The organism is Sediminicoccus sp. KRV36, from assembly GCF_023243115.1.
In the GTDB taxonomy this organism is placed as follows: domain Bacteria; phylum Pseudomonadota; class Alphaproteobacteria; order Acetobacterales; family Acetobacteraceae; genus Roseococcus.
This window is the reverse complement of record NZ_CP085081.1, coordinates 4567286-4585924: the sequence shown is the minus strand read 5'-3', so window position 1 is coordinate 4585924 and position 18639 is coordinate 4567286. Positions and strand designations below refer to the sequence as shown.

Annotated in this window: 18 protein-coding genes; 15 read left to right on the top strand and 3 right to left on the bottom strand. The window is 64.1% G+C overall.

Features of this window, described 5'->3' with window-relative positions:
- Window positions 1-69: 69 nt before the first annotated feature.
- Window positions 70-1044 carry a TylF/MycF family methyltransferase gene (locus LHU95_RS21815; RefSeq protein ID WP_248709056.1) on the bottom strand — a complete coding sequence of 325 codons (975 nt, stop codon included), beginning with the start codon at window positions 1042-1044 and terminating at the stop codon, window positions 70-72.
- A 292-nt stretch (window positions 1045-1336) separates the two neighbouring features.
- Here LHU95_RS21815 and LHU95_RS21810 point away from each other — a divergent pair, with 292 nt between their 5' ends.
- From LHU95_RS21810 to LHU95_RS21750, 13 genes are all read left to right on the top strand, one after another.
- Window positions 1337-2122 carry an ABC transporter permease gene (locus tag LHU95_RS21810; protein WP_248709055.1) on the top strand — a complete coding sequence of 262 codons (786 nt, stop codon included), beginning with the start codon at window positions 1337-1339 and terminating at the stop codon, window positions 2120-2122.
- A gap of 278 nt (window positions 2123-2400) precedes the next feature.
- Window positions 2401-3348: an SDR family oxidoreductase gene (locus tag LHU95_RS21805; RefSeq protein WP_248709054.1), complete on the top strand. Its 948-nt coding sequence runs from the start codon at window positions 2401-2403 to the stop codon at window positions 3346-3348.
- A complete protein-coding gene (locus LHU95_RS21800; RefSeq protein ID WP_248709053.1) occupies window positions 3348-3950 on the top strand; it encodes an SIS domain-containing protein in 603 nt (200 codons plus the stop codon). The genes LHU95_RS21805 and LHU95_RS21800 overlap by 1 nt, the downstream gene beginning before the upstream one ends.
- Window positions 3947-4933 carry a GDP-mannose 4,6-dehydratase gene (locus tag LHU95_RS21795; RefSeq protein ID WP_248709052.1) on the top strand — a complete coding sequence of 329 codons (987 nt, stop codon included), beginning with the start codon at window positions 3947-3949 and terminating at the stop codon, window positions 4931-4933. Before LHU95_RS21800 ends, LHU95_RS21795 begins: the two co-directional genes overlap by 4 nt.
- A 49-nt stretch (window positions 4934-4982) precedes the next feature.
- Window positions 4983-5825 carry a transketolase gene (locus LHU95_RS21790; RefSeq protein ID WP_248709051.1) on the top strand — a complete coding sequence of 281 codons (843 nt, stop codon included), beginning with the start codon at window positions 4983-4985 and terminating at the stop codon, window positions 5823-5825.
- Window positions 5822-6748 (top strand): transketolase C-terminal domain-containing protein, encoded by a 927-nt coding sequence (locus LHU95_RS21785; RefSeq protein WP_248709050.1) that lies wholly within the window; start codon window positions 5822-5824, stop codon window positions 6746-6748. The genes LHU95_RS21790 and LHU95_RS21785 overlap by 4 nt, the downstream gene beginning before the upstream one ends.
- Before the next feature lie 7 nt (window positions 6749-6755).
- Window positions 6756-7793: a zinc-binding dehydrogenase gene (locus LHU95_RS21780; protein ID WP_248709049.1), complete on the top strand. Its 1038-nt coding sequence runs from the start codon at window positions 6756-6758 to the stop codon at window positions 7791-7793.
- 68 nt (window positions 7794-7861) lie between these two features.
- The gene (locus LHU95_RS21775) at window positions 7862-8452 is read left to right on the top strand and encodes a hypothetical protein (RefSeq protein ID WP_248709048.1); all 591 of its coding nucleotides are present in this window, start codon (window positions 7862-7864) and stop codon (window positions 8450-8452) included.
- Complete coding sequence (locus LHU95_RS21770) at window positions 8449-9435, top strand: phosphotransferase (RefSeq protein WP_248709047.1); 987 nt, start codon at window positions 8449-8451, stop codon at window positions 9433-9435. The genes LHU95_RS21775 and LHU95_RS21770 overlap by 4 nt, the downstream gene beginning before the upstream one ends.
- 78 nt (window positions 9436-9513) lie before the next feature.
- Window positions 9514-10176 carry a methyltransferase domain-containing protein gene (locus LHU95_RS21765; protein ID WP_248709046.1) on the top strand — a complete coding sequence of 221 codons (663 nt, stop codon included), beginning with the start codon at window positions 9514-9516 and terminating at the stop codon, window positions 10174-10176.
- A gap of 73 nt (window positions 10177-10249) precedes the next feature.
- Complete coding sequence (locus LHU95_RS21760) at window positions 10250-11656, top strand: MBOAT family O-acyltransferase (RefSeq protein WP_248709045.1); 1407 nt, start codon at window positions 10250-10252, stop codon at window positions 11654-11656.
- Between the two features lie 16 nt (window positions 11657-11672).
- A complete protein-coding gene (locus LHU95_RS21755) occupies window positions 11673-12260 on the top strand; it encodes a hypothetical protein (protein ID WP_248709044.1) in 588 nt (195 codons plus the stop codon).
- 56 nt (window positions 12261-12316) lie between these two features.
- Window positions 12317-13507: a hypothetical protein gene (locus LHU95_RS21750; RefSeq protein WP_248709043.1), complete on the top strand. Its 1191-nt coding sequence runs from the start codon at window positions 12317-12319 to the stop codon at window positions 13505-13507.
- A gap of 136 nt (window positions 13508-13643) precedes the next feature.
- Here the strand turns inward: LHU95_RS21750 and hmgA are convergent, their stop codons facing one another.
- Window positions 13644-14945 (bottom strand): homogentisate 1,2-dioxygenase, encoded by a 1302-nt coding sequence (gene hmgA, locus LHU95_RS21745; protein WP_248709042.1) that lies wholly within the window; start codon window positions 14943-14945, stop codon window positions 13644-13646.
- A gap of 99 nt (window positions 14946-15044) precedes the next feature.
- Window positions 15045-15767, bottom strand: coding sequence for a DsbA family protein (locus LHU95_RS21740; protein WP_248709041.1), 723 nt, complete (start codon window positions 15765-15767; stop codon window positions 15045-15047).
- A 176-nt stretch (window positions 15768-15943) separates the two neighbouring features.
- Between LHU95_RS21740 and LHU95_RS21735 the strand changes: the two genes are divergently transcribed.
- Complete coding sequence (locus LHU95_RS21735; RefSeq protein WP_248709040.1) at window positions 15944-17431, top strand: gamma-glutamyltransferase; 1488 nt, start codon at window positions 15944-15946, stop codon at window positions 17429-17431.
- Window positions 17428-18594, top strand: coding sequence for an aminotransferase class I/II-fold pyridoxal phosphate-dependent enzyme (locus tag LHU95_RS21730; protein WP_248709039.1), 1167 nt, complete (start codon window positions 17428-17430; stop codon window positions 18592-18594). Before LHU95_RS21735 ends, LHU95_RS21730 begins: the two co-directional genes overlap by 4 nt.
- Window positions 18595-18639 lie beyond the last annotated feature (45 nt).

Genomic DNA, 18639 nt, shown 5'->3' with positions numbered 1-18639 from the left:
GTTCCGGCACGGCCGCGCTCCCCTCACGTCAGCGAGGGGAGGCGTGCCATCCTGGGCTTGCTTCTGAGGTCAGAACGGCTTGCGGATCACGCGTACCGTGATGTCCACGCGGTGCAGATAAGGCATTCCACCACGCTGGGCGAAGAACTCGGTCACCGCGTCACGGCAGCCCTTGAAAATCCAGTCATCGATGATGATGAAACCGCCCGGCACGACCTTGTCGTAAAGATGCGCCAGCGGGACGACATAGGATTCATAAAGGTCGCCATCCAAACGCAGGACAGCGATTTTCTCGATCTCCTGTGCCGCCACCGGGACCGTGTCCTGGAACCAGCCCTTGTGGATGCGCAGCTTGTCCGCCGGATACTCAATCTTGCGCATGAGCTCGAGCAGATACTGCTCACCCGCGGCGACCGCATTGATCGTTTCAAGCTTACCCTGCTTCTGCTCGTCCGTCAGCTTGAACATGGCGTTGAAATTGGCGTCGATATCCTGTGCAACCGGCTGCGGCAGGCCCTCGAAGCTGTCAAACGCATGGATCATGCGCGGCTTCTTGCCATAATGCAGGTTGCTCATCGCCATGATGCCGATGCAACCGCCCTTATATGCGCCGAGTTCGACGTAATCGCCCTCGATGCCCTCCATCTCGCAGAAGCGAACCTGATTCGAGAGCTCGGCCAAGCCATCATAGGTCACCAGAGTGTGGCCATAGACGCGATCAATGAAGCCCTGAACGATATGCTCGTCGAAATAGCCGCGCGTCAGGTAGGCGCGATTGGCCAGCACCACCGGGTCGAAGGGATGGATCGCCGAGGCCGGAAAGGCATAGCCCTGCGGCATGAGGCGCAGCGCCGGCCCAGGGCCGGTGTGAATTTCAGACGCGAGGTATTCAAACCCAGGCGGAAAGCCCTCCGGAGCGCGGACCGGAGGCATGGCGAAAAGTGGCACGCCGCCGGTTGGCAACTCGGAAAGATTGGGGGCCGGGGCCGCAACCGGCGCGTCAGCGTTGGAATCGGCGGCTTTGTCAGTGGATTGGTCGGACAATGGTTTTCTCGATCTCTTTCGCCCAGAATGCCCGCTCTCTGGCAGTTTCGCGCGAACCGCGCAAGCATCCTAACGCAGGGCATGGGTCCCTGACGGGTCGCCGCATCAGGCGAATCCTACCTCGCCCGGACCGCTGCCAGAGTCTCCCGAATCCCTGGCGCGGGGTTGCCCGCCCGGGCTTTCGCGCCGATAAGGCGGCCCGGAACGAGCGCTTCCTGACCTGCGATGCGCCTCGCCGTTTCAATTGGGCCAGGGCCGATCAGCCGAGGCTTCCACCAGCCAGAGGCATAACGTGATCCAGTCCAACCGTACCTATCTCGCGAACCTGACCTGGGTACTGACGGTGGCAAACCTGCGCGACCGCTATCTGGGGACCTGGGCCGGGCTCATGTGGGCCTTCGTCAATCCGATCATCATGATCGGTGTCTTCTGGGTTGTCTTTGCCCAGGGATTTCGCATTCCTACCACCGGTGAGCGCCCTTTTCTTCTTCTGCTTGTCTGCGCCCTGGTTCCGTGGATGACGTTCTCCGAGGCGGTGAACGGGGCTGCCGGGTCCATCGTCGGCCGTGCCTATCTGGTTCGCAAAATCGCCTTCCCGCTGGAATTGCTGCCCATCACCCAGGTGCTGTCGGCGCTGATGGTGCATGGCGTGCTCGTCGTCTTCGCTTTGCTGATCGCCTTCTGGTATGGACGCTGGCCGACACTCAGCATGTTCATGCTGCCGGTCTACCTTTTTGCGATGACCTATGCGGCGCTCGGCTTGGGGCTGGCCCTGGCCTCCCTCGGAGTGGCCTTCCGGGATATCCTGCAGGGCCTGGGCGTCTTCATGAACCTGCTGTTCTGGGCGACGCCGATCGTTTGGTCCGCCGACATGATGCCCAGCGCCTTTCAGTGGTTTGTCACCTTCAATCCGCTCTCCTTTGTGATCGAGGGATACCGGCATGCGTTGCTGGGGGCCCCTTATCCCGCGCCGACGGCCGCGCAGGCGACCGTGTTCTGGGTCGTTTCCACGTTGGTGTTCGTCATGGGGGTGCTGGTCTTCAAGCGGCTCAAACCGAGCTTTGCGGATATTCTCTAGCGTCATCGGGCTGGAACGCGCCGGTGCGGCCGCAGGCATCGCGAATGGCGGCTTTCTGGCTTGGCTGAACTGGCTGGATGCCCCCCAGCCGGAGGATTCGCCAGAAATGCCCTCCCACGGTGGCAGCGTTACGATGCAAATATTCAAGCAGCGTTCAGAACCCTGGCCGAAATTGTATATTGTTGGAAAATCAAAAACTTGGGAGAAATTCGCTAAGCCCAGGTTGCCTTCCCCGCCGGCCACGTCTAGTCATCCGCCGGTAAAGTTGGAGAGCCTTGATGCATGTTTTCGTCACGGGTGCGTGCGGCTATAAGGGTACCGTCCTGGTCCAGAAGTTGATTGAGCGGGGCCATCGCGTTCGCGCTTTCGACATTCAATGGTTCGGCAATTTCCTTCGGCCCCATCCCGAACTGGAAGTGGTGCAAGGCGATATCCGCAACATCGCGGAAGTGAACCTTGATGGCATTGACGCCATTATCCACCTGTCCAGCGTCGCCAATGACCCATGCTCGGATCTCGACCCGAAGCTGACCTGGGAGATCTCCTGCCTGGCGACCATGCAGTTGGCGGACAAGGCCAAGCGGCGAGGCATCAAGCGCTTCATCTACGCGTCGTCCGGGTCGGTCTACGGGGTATCGGATGAGCCGCAGGTCACTGAAGACCTCGAGCTGTTTCCGATTTCCGAATACAACAAGACCAAGATGTGCGGCGAGCGGATCGTGCTCTCCTACGAGAACGACATGGTGACGCAGATCGTGCGTCCGGCCACCGTCTGCGGCTTCTCGCCCCGCATGCGCCTTGATGTCGCAGTCAACCTGCTGACCATGCAGGCGCTCAAGAATGGGCGCATCACCGTGCTCGGCGGCGAACAGACCCGGCCGAACATCCACATTGACGACATCACGGATCTCTACATCTTCCTGCTCGACAATCCGCAGCACACCGGCGTCTACAATGCTGGCTTCGAGAATATTTCCATCCTCGATATCGCCAAGATGGTCGCTGAGCACGTCAACGCTGAAATCGAAATCAAGCCGTCCAATGACCCGCGCAGCTATCGCGTGAATTCGGATCGGCTGTTGGCCACGGGGTTCCGGCCGAAAAAGACGGTCGAGGATGCCATCAAGGAGATGGTGGGGCTCTACCGGCAGGGTGCGCTGAAGGAAGAGGAACACTTCCACAATCTGCGCTGGATGATGAAGCACGTGCTGACGCAGGCCGCCTGATGACCAAGGTCGTCGCACCCGAGGTGCATTTCGCCGATTATGGGCAGCGGTTGGGCGCATTGATCGCCGCCACCGACTGGAGCCAGACCGCCCGCCTCGCCCAGGAATTGCTGGATTGCTGGAAAACCGGCCGCCAGGTGTTCTTTGCCGGCAATGGCGGCAGTGCCGGCAATGCGGTGCATCTGGCGAATGATTTTCTCTACGCGTTGTCGAAGCGACCCGGCTCGGGGCTTCGGGTGCATGCGCTGCCGGCCAATCAGGCGGTGATCACCTGCCTGGCCAATGACGAGGGTTACGACAAGATCTTCTCCCTGCAGCTGGCTGTTCAGGCGCGCGCCGGGGATGTGCTGATCGTGTTTTCCGGTTCAGGGAATTCGCCCAATATCCTGGCTGCACTGGAAGAGGCCAAGCGCATCGGCATGACCAGCTACGCGGTGCTCGGCTTCACCGGTGGGCGCGCGCTGGCGATGGCCGATGTGCCCATCCACTTCGCCATTGACGATATGCAGATCGCTGAGGACATGCAGCTGATTATCGGCCACATGATCATGCAATGGCTCGGAGCCCACGGTGATCCGCATGCGGGCGCGGTGCACGCATGAAGTTCCTGATCCTTGGGTCGAACTCCTTCTCGGGCGCCTTCTTCTGCGACCATCTTGCGGCCCAGGGCCACGAAGTGCTGGCGACGAGCCGTTCTGCCGAGCCGCATGAGGCCTTCCTGCCGTATCGTTGGCAGTCCCGCCCGGGCGCGGTGCGGTTTCACCGCGTTGACATCAACCATGATCTGGACGCGCTGGACGCTCTCCTCGCCGCGGAGCGCCCGACCCACATCGTCAATTTCGCCGCGCAATCCATGGTGGGCGAAAGCTGGATCAACCCGGATCACTGGATGATGACCAATGTCGTCTCCACGGTCCGGCTGCACGAGCGGTTGCGCCGCTACGACGGCATGGAGCGCTATGTCCATGTGACCACCCCAGAGGTCTATGGTTCGACGGAGGGATGGGTCCGCGAGGATGCGGCGTTCAATCCCTCGACCCCCTACGCCGTTTCACGCGCAGCGGGGGACATGAGCCTCAAATCCTACTTCGCCACCTACCAGTTCCCCGTGGTCTTTACCCGCGCGGCGAATGTCTATGGCCCGGGCCAGCAGCTCTATCGGATCATCCCGCGAACCATCTACGCCGCGATGACGGGGCAGAAGCTCCGCCTGGATGGTGGGGGCAAGTCGGTCCGGGTGTTCATTCATATGGCCGATGTCTCGGATGCAACCCTGCGCATCGCCACTTCCGGCACGCTGGGCGAGGCGTATCACATCTCCGGCTACGAACTGGTCTCGATCCGGTCCCTCGTGGAGACCATCCTGGCCCGCCTCGGCAAGCGCTTCGAAGATTGCGTCGAGCTCGGGCCCGAGCGCCCCGGCAAGGACACCGCCTACACGCTCGACAGCTTCAAGCTGCGGACGGAACTGGGCTGGCAGGACCGCATGTCCCTCACCGACGGGATCGCCGACACGATTGACTGGATGCGCCGCTTCGAGCCCGCCTTGGCTTCGCTGCCCGCGCGCTATGAGCACAAGCCTTGACCGCATCGCCAGCCTTGGGCCAAACCCCGGGCGTCACGGGAACCCAGCCATGAATCTCCATGCGGGGCGCATCGCGCCCGATATCGGCGCGCTGAAGCGCCAGGCGGCCGAACTCCGCGGCAAGGCCATCGCCATGAGCCATGCCTCCGGCTCGGCGCATCTCGGCTCCTGCCTCTCCTGCCTGGATATCATGACGGTGGCATATTGGGACGTGTTGCGGCTTGATCCCGCCAACCCGACCGATCCGCTGCGGGACCGCTTCATTCTGTCCAAGGGCCACGCGGCCATGGCGCTCTATGCCACACTCGCGACGCGGGGTTATTTTCCGGAGGCGGAGCTCGCCACGTACAACAAGGATAATGGCCGCCTGGCCGAGCATCCGCCGGCCAACCTCCTGCCGGGAGTCGAGGCCGCCACGGGCTCACTCGGCCACGGCCTCCCCATCGGCATCGGCATGGCGCTGTCCGGCCGCATCCAGGGCCAGGATTACCGGGTTTATGCCTTGCTCTCGGACGGCGAGAACAATGAGGGTTCCGTCTGGGAAGCGGCGATGTTTGCCTCCGCCCAGAAGCTGGAAAAGCTCTGCGTGATCGTAGACTACAACAAGTGGCAGGCGACTGCGCGCTCCAACGAGACGCTGCAACTGGCGCCGCTGCGCGACAAATGGGAGGCCTTTGGCTGGGACGCCCATGAAGTGGATGGCCATGACGTCGCCGAGCTGTCGGAGAAGATGCGCAACCTGCCGAATGGCTCGGGCAAGCCGGTCGCGCTGATTGCCCATACGGTCAAGGGCAAGGGCGTCTCCTTCATGGAGGACGACAATAACTGGCATTATCGCGCGCCCACCGCCGAAGAGGTGGTGCTGGCCCGCCAGGAGCTTGGCCTCGCATGAGGAATGAATTCGCCGATGAGCTGACCAAGCTCGGCAACGAAGATCCGCGCCTGGTGATGCTCTCGGGCGACATCGGCAATCGGCTGTTTGACAAGTTCCGCGCCGCCCACCCCTCACGCTTCATCAATTGCGGCGTGGCCGAGCAGAACATGATGGGCCTCGCCGCCGGCATGGCGATGTCGGGGTTGCGGCCGGTGACCTACACCATCACGCCCTTCGTCACGACGCGCTGCCTGGAGCAGATCCGCACGGACGCCTGCTACCACAATGTCCCGGTGACGGTGGTCTCGGTTGGCGCAGGTCTGGCCTATGCCGGCCTCGGGCCGACGCACCACGCTTGCGAGGATATCTCCTTCCTTCGCTCCATCCCGAACATGACGGTGATCTGCCCGGGCGATGCGTGGGAAGTCCGCGCTGCCCTTCGTGCCGTGATGCAGCAGGATGGGCCAGCCTATATCCGCATGGGCAAGAAGGGGGAGCCGCTGATCCACCCGGGCGTGATTCCGGATTTCAAGATCGGCCGCGCCATCACCATGCGAGAGGGCACCGATGTCTGCCTGCTCTCCACCGGCAATATCCTGCCCGAAGCCCTGCATGCCGCCGAGGATCTGGCGCAGCACGGCGTCTCTGCGCAGGTGGTCAGCTTCCATACCGTCAAGCCGCTGGACCAGGACCGCCTTCGCGAGAGTTTCGCACGCTTCCCGGTGGTCGCGACGATCGAGGAGCATTCCCTGATCGGAGGCTTCGGCTCGGCCGTGGCGGAATGGGCGATTGACAATGCGACGCTGCCCAGCAAGCGCCTGATCCGGATCGGCACGCCGGATGCTTTCTTCAAGCTCTCGGGCGAGCAGGAGTTCGCCCGCGAATGCCTGGGCCTGACCGGCCACCAAATCGCGGATCGCATCCGCCAGGCGCTGAGGTAAGCACCGCATGAAAACCCAAGCCGCCCTCCTGGTCCAAACCGGCCAGCCCCTGGTCATTGCCGAGATCGAGGTTCCCGCTCTCAGGCCCGGCCAGGTGCTCGTGGAAATCGCCTTCTCCGGTGCCTGCGGCACGCAGGTGATGGAGTGGCGCGGGGACAAGGGCGAAGACAAGTGGGTCCCGCATTGCCTGGGCCATGAAGGGACCGGCACCGTCATTGACGTGGGTTCCGCCGTGACCAAGGTCAAGAACGGCGACCGCGTGGTCCTGTCCTGGATCAAGGGCACCGGCATCGAGGCCGGCGGTGCCGTCTATGACTGGGACGGCCAGCGGGTGAATGCCGGCGGCGTGACCACCTTTCAACGGCACGCCGTAGTCTCGGAAAATCGCCTGACGTTGCTGCCTCCCGAATTGCCGATGGACCTCGCCGTGCTGCTCGGCTGCGCCGCGCCCACCGGGATGGGGGCCGTATTCAATGTCCTGAAGATGCAGGCTGGCGATGCGATCGCCATCTTCGGTACCGGCGGCATCGGGCTCAATGCCTGCGTGGCCGCGGCCTTTGGTGGAGGCGTGCCGGTCATCGGCATTGACCCGAGCCCGGCCCGCCGCGCCCTCGCCAAGAGCTACGGGTGCACCCATTGCATTGATCCGACGGGTGTTGATGTGCTGGCCGAAATCCGCAAGATCGTCCCGCAGGGTGTGGATGTCGCGGTGGAAGCCTCGGGCATTCCTGCGGTGATGGACCAGGCTGTCAATGCGACCCGCCAGCAGGGCGGCCGTGCGGTGGTGATCGGCAATGCGCGGCATGGCGCGCGGCTGGACATCAATCCTGGCGTGTTCAACCAGGGCAAAAGCCTGCTTGGAACCTGGGGTGGCGACAGCGTACCGGATCGCGACTATCCGCGCTTCGCCCGTCTGATCGGCGCCGGGCGCTTCCCGATGCGGGACCTCCTGTCAAAGCCCTACAGCTTGGATCAGGCCAATGACGCTCTGACGGATCTTGCGGCAGGGACCGTCGGCCGGCCATTGATTGACATGTCGCTTTAGCGGGACTGACGTCCCGCGAAGTCCCGGCCCGTCCTTTCCATCTGACGCTGACTGAGGCTCATCTCCCGATGCGCATTGGCATTGACTTCGACAACACGATCGCGAATTACGACGGTGTCTTTCTCCGGGCCGCCATCGAGCGGGATTTGCTGCCGCCGGACTTCTCCGCCACCAGCAAGAACAGCGTCCGCGATCACCTCAATTCCACCGGCCGCAAGGATGCCTTCACCGAGTTGCAGGGCTATGTCTATGGCGCGCGCATGGACCTCGTCTCGCCCTATCCGGGGGTTGCGGCTTTCTGCACAGCGGCCGCGGCCGTTGGGCATGATCTGTTTGTCGTCAGCCACAAGACCCGCCGACCGATGCTGGGCCCGCCGCATGACATGCACGCTGCGGCGCGCGGTTTCCTCACCGCCCAGGCGCTGACCATCCCGCCGGAGCAGGTGTTCTTCGCCGAGCGGAAAGAGGAAAAAATCGCCCGTGCCGCCTCTCTGGCGCTGGATGCCTTCATTGACGATCTGCCGGAAATCCTTGCGATGCCCGGCCTGCCGGCCATGACGCGAAAGATCCTCTTTGACCCGGACGGGGTTTGGGCGGCCCAACCCTATGAGCGCCATACGAGCTGGGCCTCCATCCACGCGGCGCTCCTCGGCGCGTGACGGACGAGGCGCTGCTCAGCCTGGCACGTCGCCTCGCTGCCACTGCTGGCCAAGCCGAGCCATTGCGGCTGACGCCACTCACCGGCGGCAAGAATAACCGCGTCTTTCGCGTCGAGACCACCGCCGCCCCGCTGGTGCTGAAAGCATATCACCGGGACCCGCGCGACAGCCGTGACCGGCTTGGGGCGGAATGGGCGTTTCTTCGTTTTGCCTGGGGGGCGGGGGTTCGGTCCATCCCCGAGCCGCTCGCCCAGGCTCCAGTCGAGGGCGTGGCGCTTTATCCCTTCATCACAGGTGCGCGACCCACGCCCATTGACGCCGGCATGGTCGCCCAGGCGGCCGGCTTCATCGTGGCCACGAATCGCGAACGCGATTCCGCCCGCCTGGCCCCTGGTTCCGAAGCCTGTTTCTCGATGGCCGATCACGTGGCGACGGTGGATCGTCGCGTTGCCAGGTTCAGCGCTCTCGATCCTTCCGCACCGCATCGTGAGGCCGCAGCGGCCCTGATTGAGACGGCGCTCATTCCAGCGTGGCAATCAGTCAGGGGTCGCATCCGCGCCGATGACGCCCGGTTGGCGGAAGCGGAAATCATTGCCTCGCCCTCCGATTTCGGCTTTCACAACGCTCTCGCGGATCACGCCGGCCAACTGACCTTCCTCGACTTCGAGTATGCCGGGATGGATGATCCCGCCAAGCTCGCCTGCGACTTCTTCTGCTGCCCGGAAGTACCGGTACCCCTGGTTCATCGGCCTGCCTTTCTCACCGCTCTGCGCGAGGGCATCGGCCTGGACGAAGCCTTTGAGCGCCGCGCTGAGGCGCTGCTCGACGCGTATCGTGTCAAATGGGCTTGCATCATTCTGAATGAATTCATGCCGATGGACGCCGCGCGTAGGGCAGCGGCCTTGCCGGGAGAGCGTGCTGAGCGCGCACGTGGGCAATTGGACCGCGCAGCTGCAAAACTGGCAGAAATCGCCCCCCTGTAACATGGTTGCCGTGCCTGGGCGGATATGCAATACGTTTCGTCAGGTCGGCCATAGGGCCGCACAAAGCGAAAGAATCCAATGGCTTATCGTGAATTCGTGAGTCTGGTCCATAAATCCACCAAGCGCGATTACTTGGCCCGGGTGAACGAGATCGATAAAGCCGAGGTCGCCGAAAAGGCTATTCAGTTTGGCTTTGACTACTGGGATGGCAGCCGCCTGACCGGTTATGGCGGTTACCGTTATGATGGACGGTGGCGCAAGGTCGCTGATGCCATGATCGCCGCCTATGGACTCAAGCCCGGCATGCGTGTGCTTGATGTTGGCTCGGGCAAGGGCTTTTTGCTGCATGATTTCAAAGAGGCGCTGCCGGGGCTGGAGGTGGTGGGCATTGATATCTCGCCCTACGCCATCGAGCACACGATGGAATCGGTGAAGCCGTTCTGCCAGGTTGGCTCTGCCACGAAGTTGCCCTGGCCGGATGATCACTTCGATCTGGTCATTTCCATCACGACTTTGCATAACCTCTACAATTACGATCTGAACGCAGCACTCAAGGAAATTGAGCGAGTCTCGCGAGGCGGCAAGTATATTTGCGTCGAAGGATACCGCAACGAGCGGGAGAAGATGAATTTGATGTATTGGCAGCTCACCTGCCGTATCTTTCATACCCCAGAAGAGTGGGATTTCACATTCGCTCAGGCGGGCTATACGGGCGACTACGAATTTATTTACTTCGAATAAAAACTGATAGATGGTTTTTACGTCAGTTGAGTTTATCGTATTTTTCTGCGCGTTTTATACGATATTCGTAGTCATGCCGCAGAGCCTGCGGCTTTACTACGTTCTCGCGGCGAGCTTTTTTTTCTTCGGCTATCAAAACCCAAGTTACCTTTGGCTCCTGATCGTTGTGATCCTTGCCAGCTATGGGGCTGGCCTTGCCATTGCGGTGGATCCAGGCCGCCGCAAGCTTTATATGGGTGCCTGCGTTGCCCTGCTACTTGGGCTTCTCGGGTATTTCAAATATACAGACTTCGCCATTTCATTGCTTGATCAAGGGTTGACTGCTGCCGGTCTGCCTGGCCGGATTACACCTCTTGGCATCCTGCTCCCGATCGGCATCTCCTTTTTTGTCTTCCAGGCGATTTCGTACGTCGTGGATGTGTACCGCGGCGATAAGGGTGCAGAGCGCAATCTGGCTGTCCTCGCGCTGTACAAGGCGTATTTTCCACAGCTTGTCGCCGGCCCGATCGAGCGATCGACGCATTTGCTGCCTGAAATCCGCCGGACCTTCGCCAGCAACAACCCGGCATCGCCTGATCCTGCCATGCTTTCGGCCGGCTGCCGCCTTATATTGCTTGGATTTTTCAAAAAATTGGTAGTTGCCGACAATATCGGCGTTTTTGCTGACCACGTTTTTGCTGATCCTTCCGGGCATAGCGGCCTTGCGGCGCTGCTCGGCGTCTATTGCTTCGCGATCCAGATCTACTGCGATTTCTCTGGCTATACAGATATTGCCCGCGGGGTCTCTCGGTTGATGGGCATCGAGCTGATGGAGAATTTCCGGCGCCCGTACTTTGCCGCCTCGATCAGGGAGTTTTGGACCCGCTGGCATATCTCCCTCTCCAGCTGGTTCCGGGATTATTTGTTCAAGCCGCTCGGCGGCAGCCGGGTCTCTACACAACGTTGGATGTTCAATATTTCAGCCGTATTTCTGCTGTCGGGCCTATGGCATGGCGCTTCGGTCAACTTCCTGATCTGGGGCGGCATCCATGGCGCCATCTACATGACGGAGCAACTGCTGGCTGGCACGGCGCGGCGGTTGGGTCTTGCGGGCTTGCGCCTCTCGGCCTTCGCTCGGCGGTCGCTGCGCGTCGTGGCAGTGCTCATCACTTTTCATATCGTCTGCTTTGCCTGGATTTTCTTCCGCGCGCCCGGCTTCAACGAGGCCTGGGCGGTCGTCGAGGCAGCGAGTGCCGCCTTTATCCCTTCGCAACCCTTGACGGGGATCGGGCTGTTCCAGCGGGATTCTTTCGCCTGGATCGGATTGTTCGTTGCCGTGCTCCTGTTGATTGACCTGGCGGCGGAAGTCACGGGCGACAACGGCAAGGCGTTGTTGCGGCGCGCATGGCCGCGCTGGATCGTCTATGCCTTGGCGGCCCTGGCGATCGTCTTCTTCGGGAACTGGAATAATGCGCAGCAGTTCATCTACTTCCAGTTCTGAAATGCTGCCCCGCCGGATGCCCCAACTGCTGCTGCTGCTGGGGGCTACGCTCTGTCTGGGTATCCTCATCGGAAGGCTCGTGTTTGGTCCAGGCGGCGTGACGCAATCGGCAAATCCCTGTCTGTTTGAGATTTGCGTCGGACAGCCTGTGCCGGAGCGTGCGCTGGCGGGCGTCGCTGCCCGCACCGAGGCGAATGGCGAGTTGTGGATTGATGCTCGATCACGTCGCTTTCTGGACCAGGTCGTGGAGTTTGGCGTTGGCTTCGTCACGCCTCCACCGGGAGAACGGGCGGACCAGGCGGCCTTTCGCATTCGGCGCGATGGCGCGGGCCGGGTGACGCGGGTGCGGCTGGAGGTTGCCTTCGGGCTGGGGTCTTATCTTTGGGCGCCACACCAGCAACCCGCGCTGGAGCGTGCACTGGCCGAGGCATTGCCGCGGCTGCCGCCCCGCCAGCAAATTGACGCCTATCGGCAGACGGTTGGCTGGCAACTGCAGCCCGGCGGAATCGCCACCCAGCTGCGGATCTGGCCCGGCTCCGGTCTGGGGGCGGGCGCGATGCTGGAAATCGGTCGTAGCGACATCGTAGGTAGGCCACAGCGATGAAGACCCGCCTCGCACCAATCCTGAAGGTGGCGCTGCTTTTTGGCCCCATCCTGTTCATGCTGCTGCTCGATCTTGCCGTGCTGCCGGTCAACAGCTTCACCTTCCGGCAATGGGAGGCGTTGATGACCCGCAACGGGGCCAACCGTGATGCGCCTTTCTTCCCGCACGCAACGCTCCGTCAGACGGAATATGGTGACCGGTTTCGCTACGCCACACTGGTTCAGCCCCGCGTCACCCTCTGGCAGACCGACAATCTGGGATACCGCAACGCCGAACCTTACCCCTCGCAGGAGCGCCCTTGCTTCGTGACCCTGGGTGATTCCAACATCGTGGGTTCCAGCTTTGACCAGCCCGAAACGCTCGCCTCGGCGCTGCAGCGGCTCTCGGGATGCAGGGCCTATAACGCCGCGGCGCCGAATTCGATCCAGCGCTATTTCTACCAGCCGACCTTCCGCGCAAATCCGCCCCGGTTCCTGGTGGTGGGTGGAATCGCCGGGCATTTCTACGATGATGGCGGGCTGGCACTCTACGACGTATCGGGCCGGGTCTGGGCCATAGAGCCCGCGCCGCCCTGGTATCTGCGCCTGCTGGCGGGAGCGATCAGCTGGATTGCGCCGGAGAGCATGCGGGCCCAGGCCTGGGTGCTGGACGAAATCATGGAGCGCCGCGCGCTCGCCAATTTCCTCCGTGCCCGCAGTGGCATGACGGACCTTCCGCCGCCACCTGTCGCGGCCCGCCATAGCGAGTTTCGCAATGTGGGAGCGCCTGGCACCGAGGGCGGGACAGCCTGGCGCTGGCATGGCACGGCGCGCCACCCCAACGTCACGGCGCCCTCCGTGATGTCTGACTGTCCCGCGGCGCTCCTGGAGACGATCGATCCAGCCACACGCCAGATCCTGTGTCGGTTCGCTACTCTCATGCGCGCCTTGGCCGCGGCTGTTCGTGCCGAGGGGACGGAACTGATCTTCTATCTCCAACCCTCCAGCGACCGCCTGCTGGCGCCCGCAGCGGCCTTGCTGCGCACCGAGGGCATCCGGATCATTGATTTTCCGCCAACACGCGAATTCATTTTCGGCATGGATTTCGACTGGTATTGGGCGGCGGATGACTCGCATTGGCACCCTCGGGCAGCTGAACTTGCCGCACGCCTGATACAGGCTGTGGCCGAGGGACAACCCATTGAGCCTCTCGTTGACGCGGAGCGGCCGCGCGTGATTGAGGACATGCGGAATATCCGCTCGCGTTAGATGTTGCTTCGCTCGCAAGCGCAAACGAAACAGTATCTAGCCCGTTGATTTTCGAGCAGCTTCATCCGTTCAACCGCTTCCGTTTCAACGGACGCCCCTCAAGCCGGCTTCTCCGCTGCCCGCATCGCCGGGCCATTCAGGGCCGCGTGGGATCGAAATGCCGCCGCAGCGCGGCGCCGTAATCCGGATAGTCCTGCTGCAATTGCGCGACACCCGCCGCATAGGCCGTCACCCGCTGCGGGAAGCGCGTTTCGAACATGAAGGCCAACGTGCCGATCAGCTTGTGCGGCTTGAGGTCAGCCTGGCTGGCGCCTTCGAAGGCCGCCATATCCGGGCCGTGCGGCAGCATGGTGTTGTGCAGCGAGAAGCCGCCGGGTGCGAAGCCGCCGCCCGTCTTGGCATCATAGACGCCGTAGATGAGGCCCATGAACTCGCTCATCACATTCATGTGATACCAGGGCGGCCGGAAGGTATTTTCCGCCACCAGCCAGCGCTCCGGGAAGATCACGAAATCAATATTGGCGGTGCCCGGTGTCTCGGAGGGGGCGGTCAGCACGGTGAAGATGCTGGGATCGGCATGATCGAACAGGATGGGCCCGACGGGCGAATAGCGCCGCAGATCGTATTTGTAGGGCGCGTAATTGCCGTGCCACGCCACGACATCGAGCGGCGAATGCGCGATCTCGGTCGTCCAGAGGCTGCCGCCCCATTTCACCATGAGCTTGGTGGGCGCATCGCGATCCTCATAGGCCGCAACGGGTGTCAGGAAATCGCGCGGATTGGCCAGGCAATTGGCACCGATCGGCCCGCGCTCGGGCAATGTGAGCGCGCCGCCGTAATTCTCGCAGAGATAGCCGCGCGCCGCGCCATCCGGCAGCTCCGCCCGGAATTTCACCCCGCGCGGGATCACGGCCACCTCACCCGGCTCGATTCCGATCACGCCGAATTCCGTAACCAGGCGCAGTGCGCCCTGCTGCGGGACGAAGAGCATCTCCCCATCCGCGTTGTAGAACACCTCATCCACCATGGATCGGGTGGCGAGGTAGATATGCGCGCCCATTCCCGCCATGGCGCCGGCATCGCCCGCCGTGGTGATGGTGTGAATGCCCTCGATCAGCGAGAGGCTTTGCGTGGGCAGCGGAATCGGGTCCCAGCGCAGCGGGGCAGGGGCCATCTCCACCTCGGCGCAGGGCGCGGTGCGCCAATGCCGCGTGTCACTCGGCGTGAAGCGACCCCAGTTCGCGACGGTGGGCCGAATGCGATACAGCCAGGACCGCTCATTGCTGGCGCGCGGCGCGGTGAAGGGCGAGCCGGATAACTGCTCGGCGTAAAGCCCATAGGCGCAGCGTTGCGGCGAATTGCGGCCGATGGGCAGGGCGCCGGGCAGGGCTTCCGTCTCGAAGCCATTGCCGAAACCGGATTGATAGCCGTGGAGCATCGTATTCCTCCCTGATTCAGCCCGCTGACCCCATGCATCGGAAATGCCGGACGCCGCGATACCGGCGGGCGAGCCTGACAGGCAGCGCCCCCCGCTACCCTATCCCCGTTGCGCCGCCGTCAACCGCTGCAGCGTGGCGAGGTCCACCGCGCCAGGCAGCAGCGTGGTCCCGCTGATCAGCGCGGGCGTGCCCTGGATATCGAGCGCGCGCGCCAGATCCACATTGCGCTCGATGCGCGCCAGGGTGGCGGGGTCTTCCATGTCACGCCGCAACCGTGCCCAGTCGAGGCGCAGCCGCTCGGCTTCGCGGCGGAGCACCGGTTCGGTCGGTTCCTCACGCAGGCGCATCAGCGCGTCGTAGAGCGCGCTGTACTGGTTCTGGCGCTGTGCCGCGATCAGGGCGCGCGCGGCGAGCACCGAATTCGGCCCCAGGATCGGCAGATCCTTCATGACCACACGCACATCGCGCTCGCGCTGCAGGAGCTGCTCCATGGTGGGAGCCAATTGTTTGCAGTAGCCGCAGCGCGCATCGAAGAATTCGACGATGGTCACGGCGCCCTGCGGGTTACCCTTTACCGCGTCATTCGGGTCACGGAACAGTGCGTCGGCGCGCAGGGCAATGGCACGCGCCTGGGCGCCGGCGCGCTCGGCCTGCTCGGCCAGTTCCAGGCTGCCCATGGCCTCACGCAGGATGCTGGGGTCCTGGCGCAGGGCGTCCCGCAGGATTTGCAGCACCTCGGCCCGCTGCTCGGCGGAGAGCGCCTGGGCGAAGGCCGCCCCCGGCAACAGGGCGGCCAGCGCCACCAGACCACGTCGTTTCATCATCCTGCCTCTGCCGTTTCGGCCTCAAATCGCGAGATCAGGTTAGCCCATTCTGGCGCAGTCGTCGCGGGGCGGGCGTCAGGACCCGCCGGCAAAGTTGCTTGGGGGGGCGAAGGCGTCTAATCCCCAAATAACCCGCCGGACCTCCGGCCGCTGAGGGACAGATCGTCATCCGCATGAACATGAACGCGCGGGCCGAACACGCCCAGTTTGCCCCCCTGAGGCGCCCTACCCGCCTCCTGGCCCTTCTGCTGGCCGGCCTGACGCTGACCGCCTGCGAGGCGACGCGCAATGCGACCTCGTCGCTGTTCGGCACCTCCACGCCCTCGGGCACGCCGGGCTTCGTGCGCGGCTTCCTGGGTGGTGTCGCCATCGAGGAGCCGGTGGCCGCGGCCATCGCGCGGGACGTGCTCTCGGCTGGCGGCAATGCGGCCGATGCGGCGGTGGCGGCAGCCTTTGCCCTGACGGTGACGTTGCCGTCACGCGTCGGCCTGGGCGGCGGCGGCGCCTGCCTGCTCTATGATGCGCGCCGGAACGACCCGGAAGCGCTGGTGTTCCTGCCTGGTCCGCGCGGCGGCATCCCGCCCCATGCGGACCGCCCGGCCGCCGTCCCCCTCATGGCGCGCGGGCTTTTCGCCGTGCAGGCCAGAATGCCGCGCGGCCGGCCCTTCGAGGAGCTGATCTCTCCGGCGGAGCAGCTGGCCCGCTTCGGCACACCGATGTCGCGCGCTTTGCATGCCGACCTGATCGCCGTGCAGACGCCGCTCTTTGCCGATCCGCAGGTCCGCGCCGTATTTGCCGGGCCCGATGGCCGCGCGATCCAGGTCGGGGACCGCTTCCAGAATCCGGCGCTGGGCGGGACGCTGACCGCCCTCCGTGTCTCGGGCGTGGGTGATATGCATCTGGGCGGCCTGGCGCGGCGGCTTGAGGAGGCTTCGGGTCAGATTGGCGCAGGCACCATCACCGTGGCCGAATTGCGCGCCGCGCTGCCGCAGGTGATCCGCCCCATTTTCGTGGATGGCCGGGCCGGTGACCGGATCGCCTTCCTGCCGCCCCCGGCTGATGGCGGCCTGGCCGCTGCCGCCGCCTTCCAGGCGCTGCAATCGGGCCAGACGCTGGAGCAGGCGCAGGCGCGGGCCATGGCCGTGGCCTCGGCCAGCCGGCTGCGCGGGGGGGACCCGCAGGCGCTGCTGACCGCGACCGATCTCGCGGGCGGCATGCCCGGCAACCTGCCTGCCAGCGCCGGCCTCATGGTCTATGACCGGGACGGCAATGCGGTGACCTGCGCCTTTACCATGAACAATCTTTTCGGCACGGGCCGCATTGCGCCCGGCATGGGCTTCCTGATGGCGGCCGCGCCAGGGGTTGGCCGGGTGGAGCCGCCGCTGCTCTCCGCGGCGATTGGCTGGAGCCCCAATCTGCGCGCCTTCCGCATGGCGGTTGCCGGCTCCGGGCAGGAATCGGCGGCGATGGCGGTGGCCGGCCCGGTGGCGGCGCAGATGCTGCGCGACGCCAATGCCGAGGCGGCGGTCCAGATCGTACCCGAGCCGGGCCGATCGCAGATCGGCATGTGCCCGCGTTATCTGCCTGGCTGGCCGTCGCTATGCACCACTCTCTCCGATCCGCGCGGGGCGGGCGTGGCGCTGGGCGCCACGGATCGGTGAGCCTCAAGGTCGGCCGGGGCGCCGAGGCGCCGCCCTTCCTGGTGATGGACGTGATCGCGGCCGCCAATGCGCGCGCGGCCAGCCTGCCGCCGGGTGCGCCAGGCATCCTGCGCATGGAGGTCGGCCAGCCCGGCACGGCCGCACCCCAGGGGGCCGTGGATGCGGCCGTGGCGGCGCTGCGTTCCGGCGCTCCGCTCGGCTATACCGAGGCGTTCGGCCTGCCCAGCCTGCGCGAGCGCATCGCGCGGCATTATCTGGAGCATTACGGGCTGGTGGTGCCACCGGCGCGCATCGCCGTGACGGTGGGCGCATCCGGCGCCTTTCCGCTGGCCTTCCTGGCGGCGTTTGACCGGGGTGACCGGGTGGCGATGGCAGCGCCCTTCTATCCGCCCTACGCCAATATCCTGACCGCACTGGGCATGCAGCCGGTGCTGCTGGAATGCGGCCCTGAGACGCGGTTCCAGCCCAGCCTCGCGATGCTGGAGCGGCTGGATCCACTGCCGGATGGGCTGGTCATCGCCAGCCCCTGCAATCCGGCCGGCACCATGCTGGCGCCAGAGGATCTCGCGGCCATCGCGCGCTGGTGCCATGCGCGTGGTGTTCGGCTGATTTCGGATGAGATCTATCATGGCCTGTCCTGGGGCAGCGTCGCGGAGAGCAGCGCGGCCGCCTTTTCGGAGAGCGCGGTGATCGTCAACAGCTTCAGCAAATACTGGTGCATGACCGGCTGGCGCATCGGCTGGCTGGTCCTGCCGGAAGATCTGGTGCGGCCGGTGGAATGCCTGGCGCAGAACATGTTCATCTCCGCCCCGCATGTGGCGCAGGTGGCGGCGCGGGCAGCAATGGATTGCGTGGCGGAGCTGGAAGCGAAGAAGGCCGCCTATGCCCGCAGCCGGGCGCTGCTGCTGGCCCAATTGCCGGATGCCGGGCTGGACCGCATCGCGGCGGCGGATGGGGCCTTCTATCTGTGGTGCGATGTCTCGCATCTGACCAACGACAGTGTGGATTTCGCGGCCCGGATGCTGGAGGGGGCGGGAATCGCCGCCACGCCAGGAATGGATTTCGACCGTGGGCGCGGTGCCGGCTACCTGCGCTTCAGCTATTGCGGCGATGAAGCGGCGATGGCCCAGGCCCCGGCGCGGCTGAAGGCCTGGCTGGCCTGAGGGCCTTCTCCGGCTGATCCCTCGCGGGCGCGGCGCGCTTGCGCG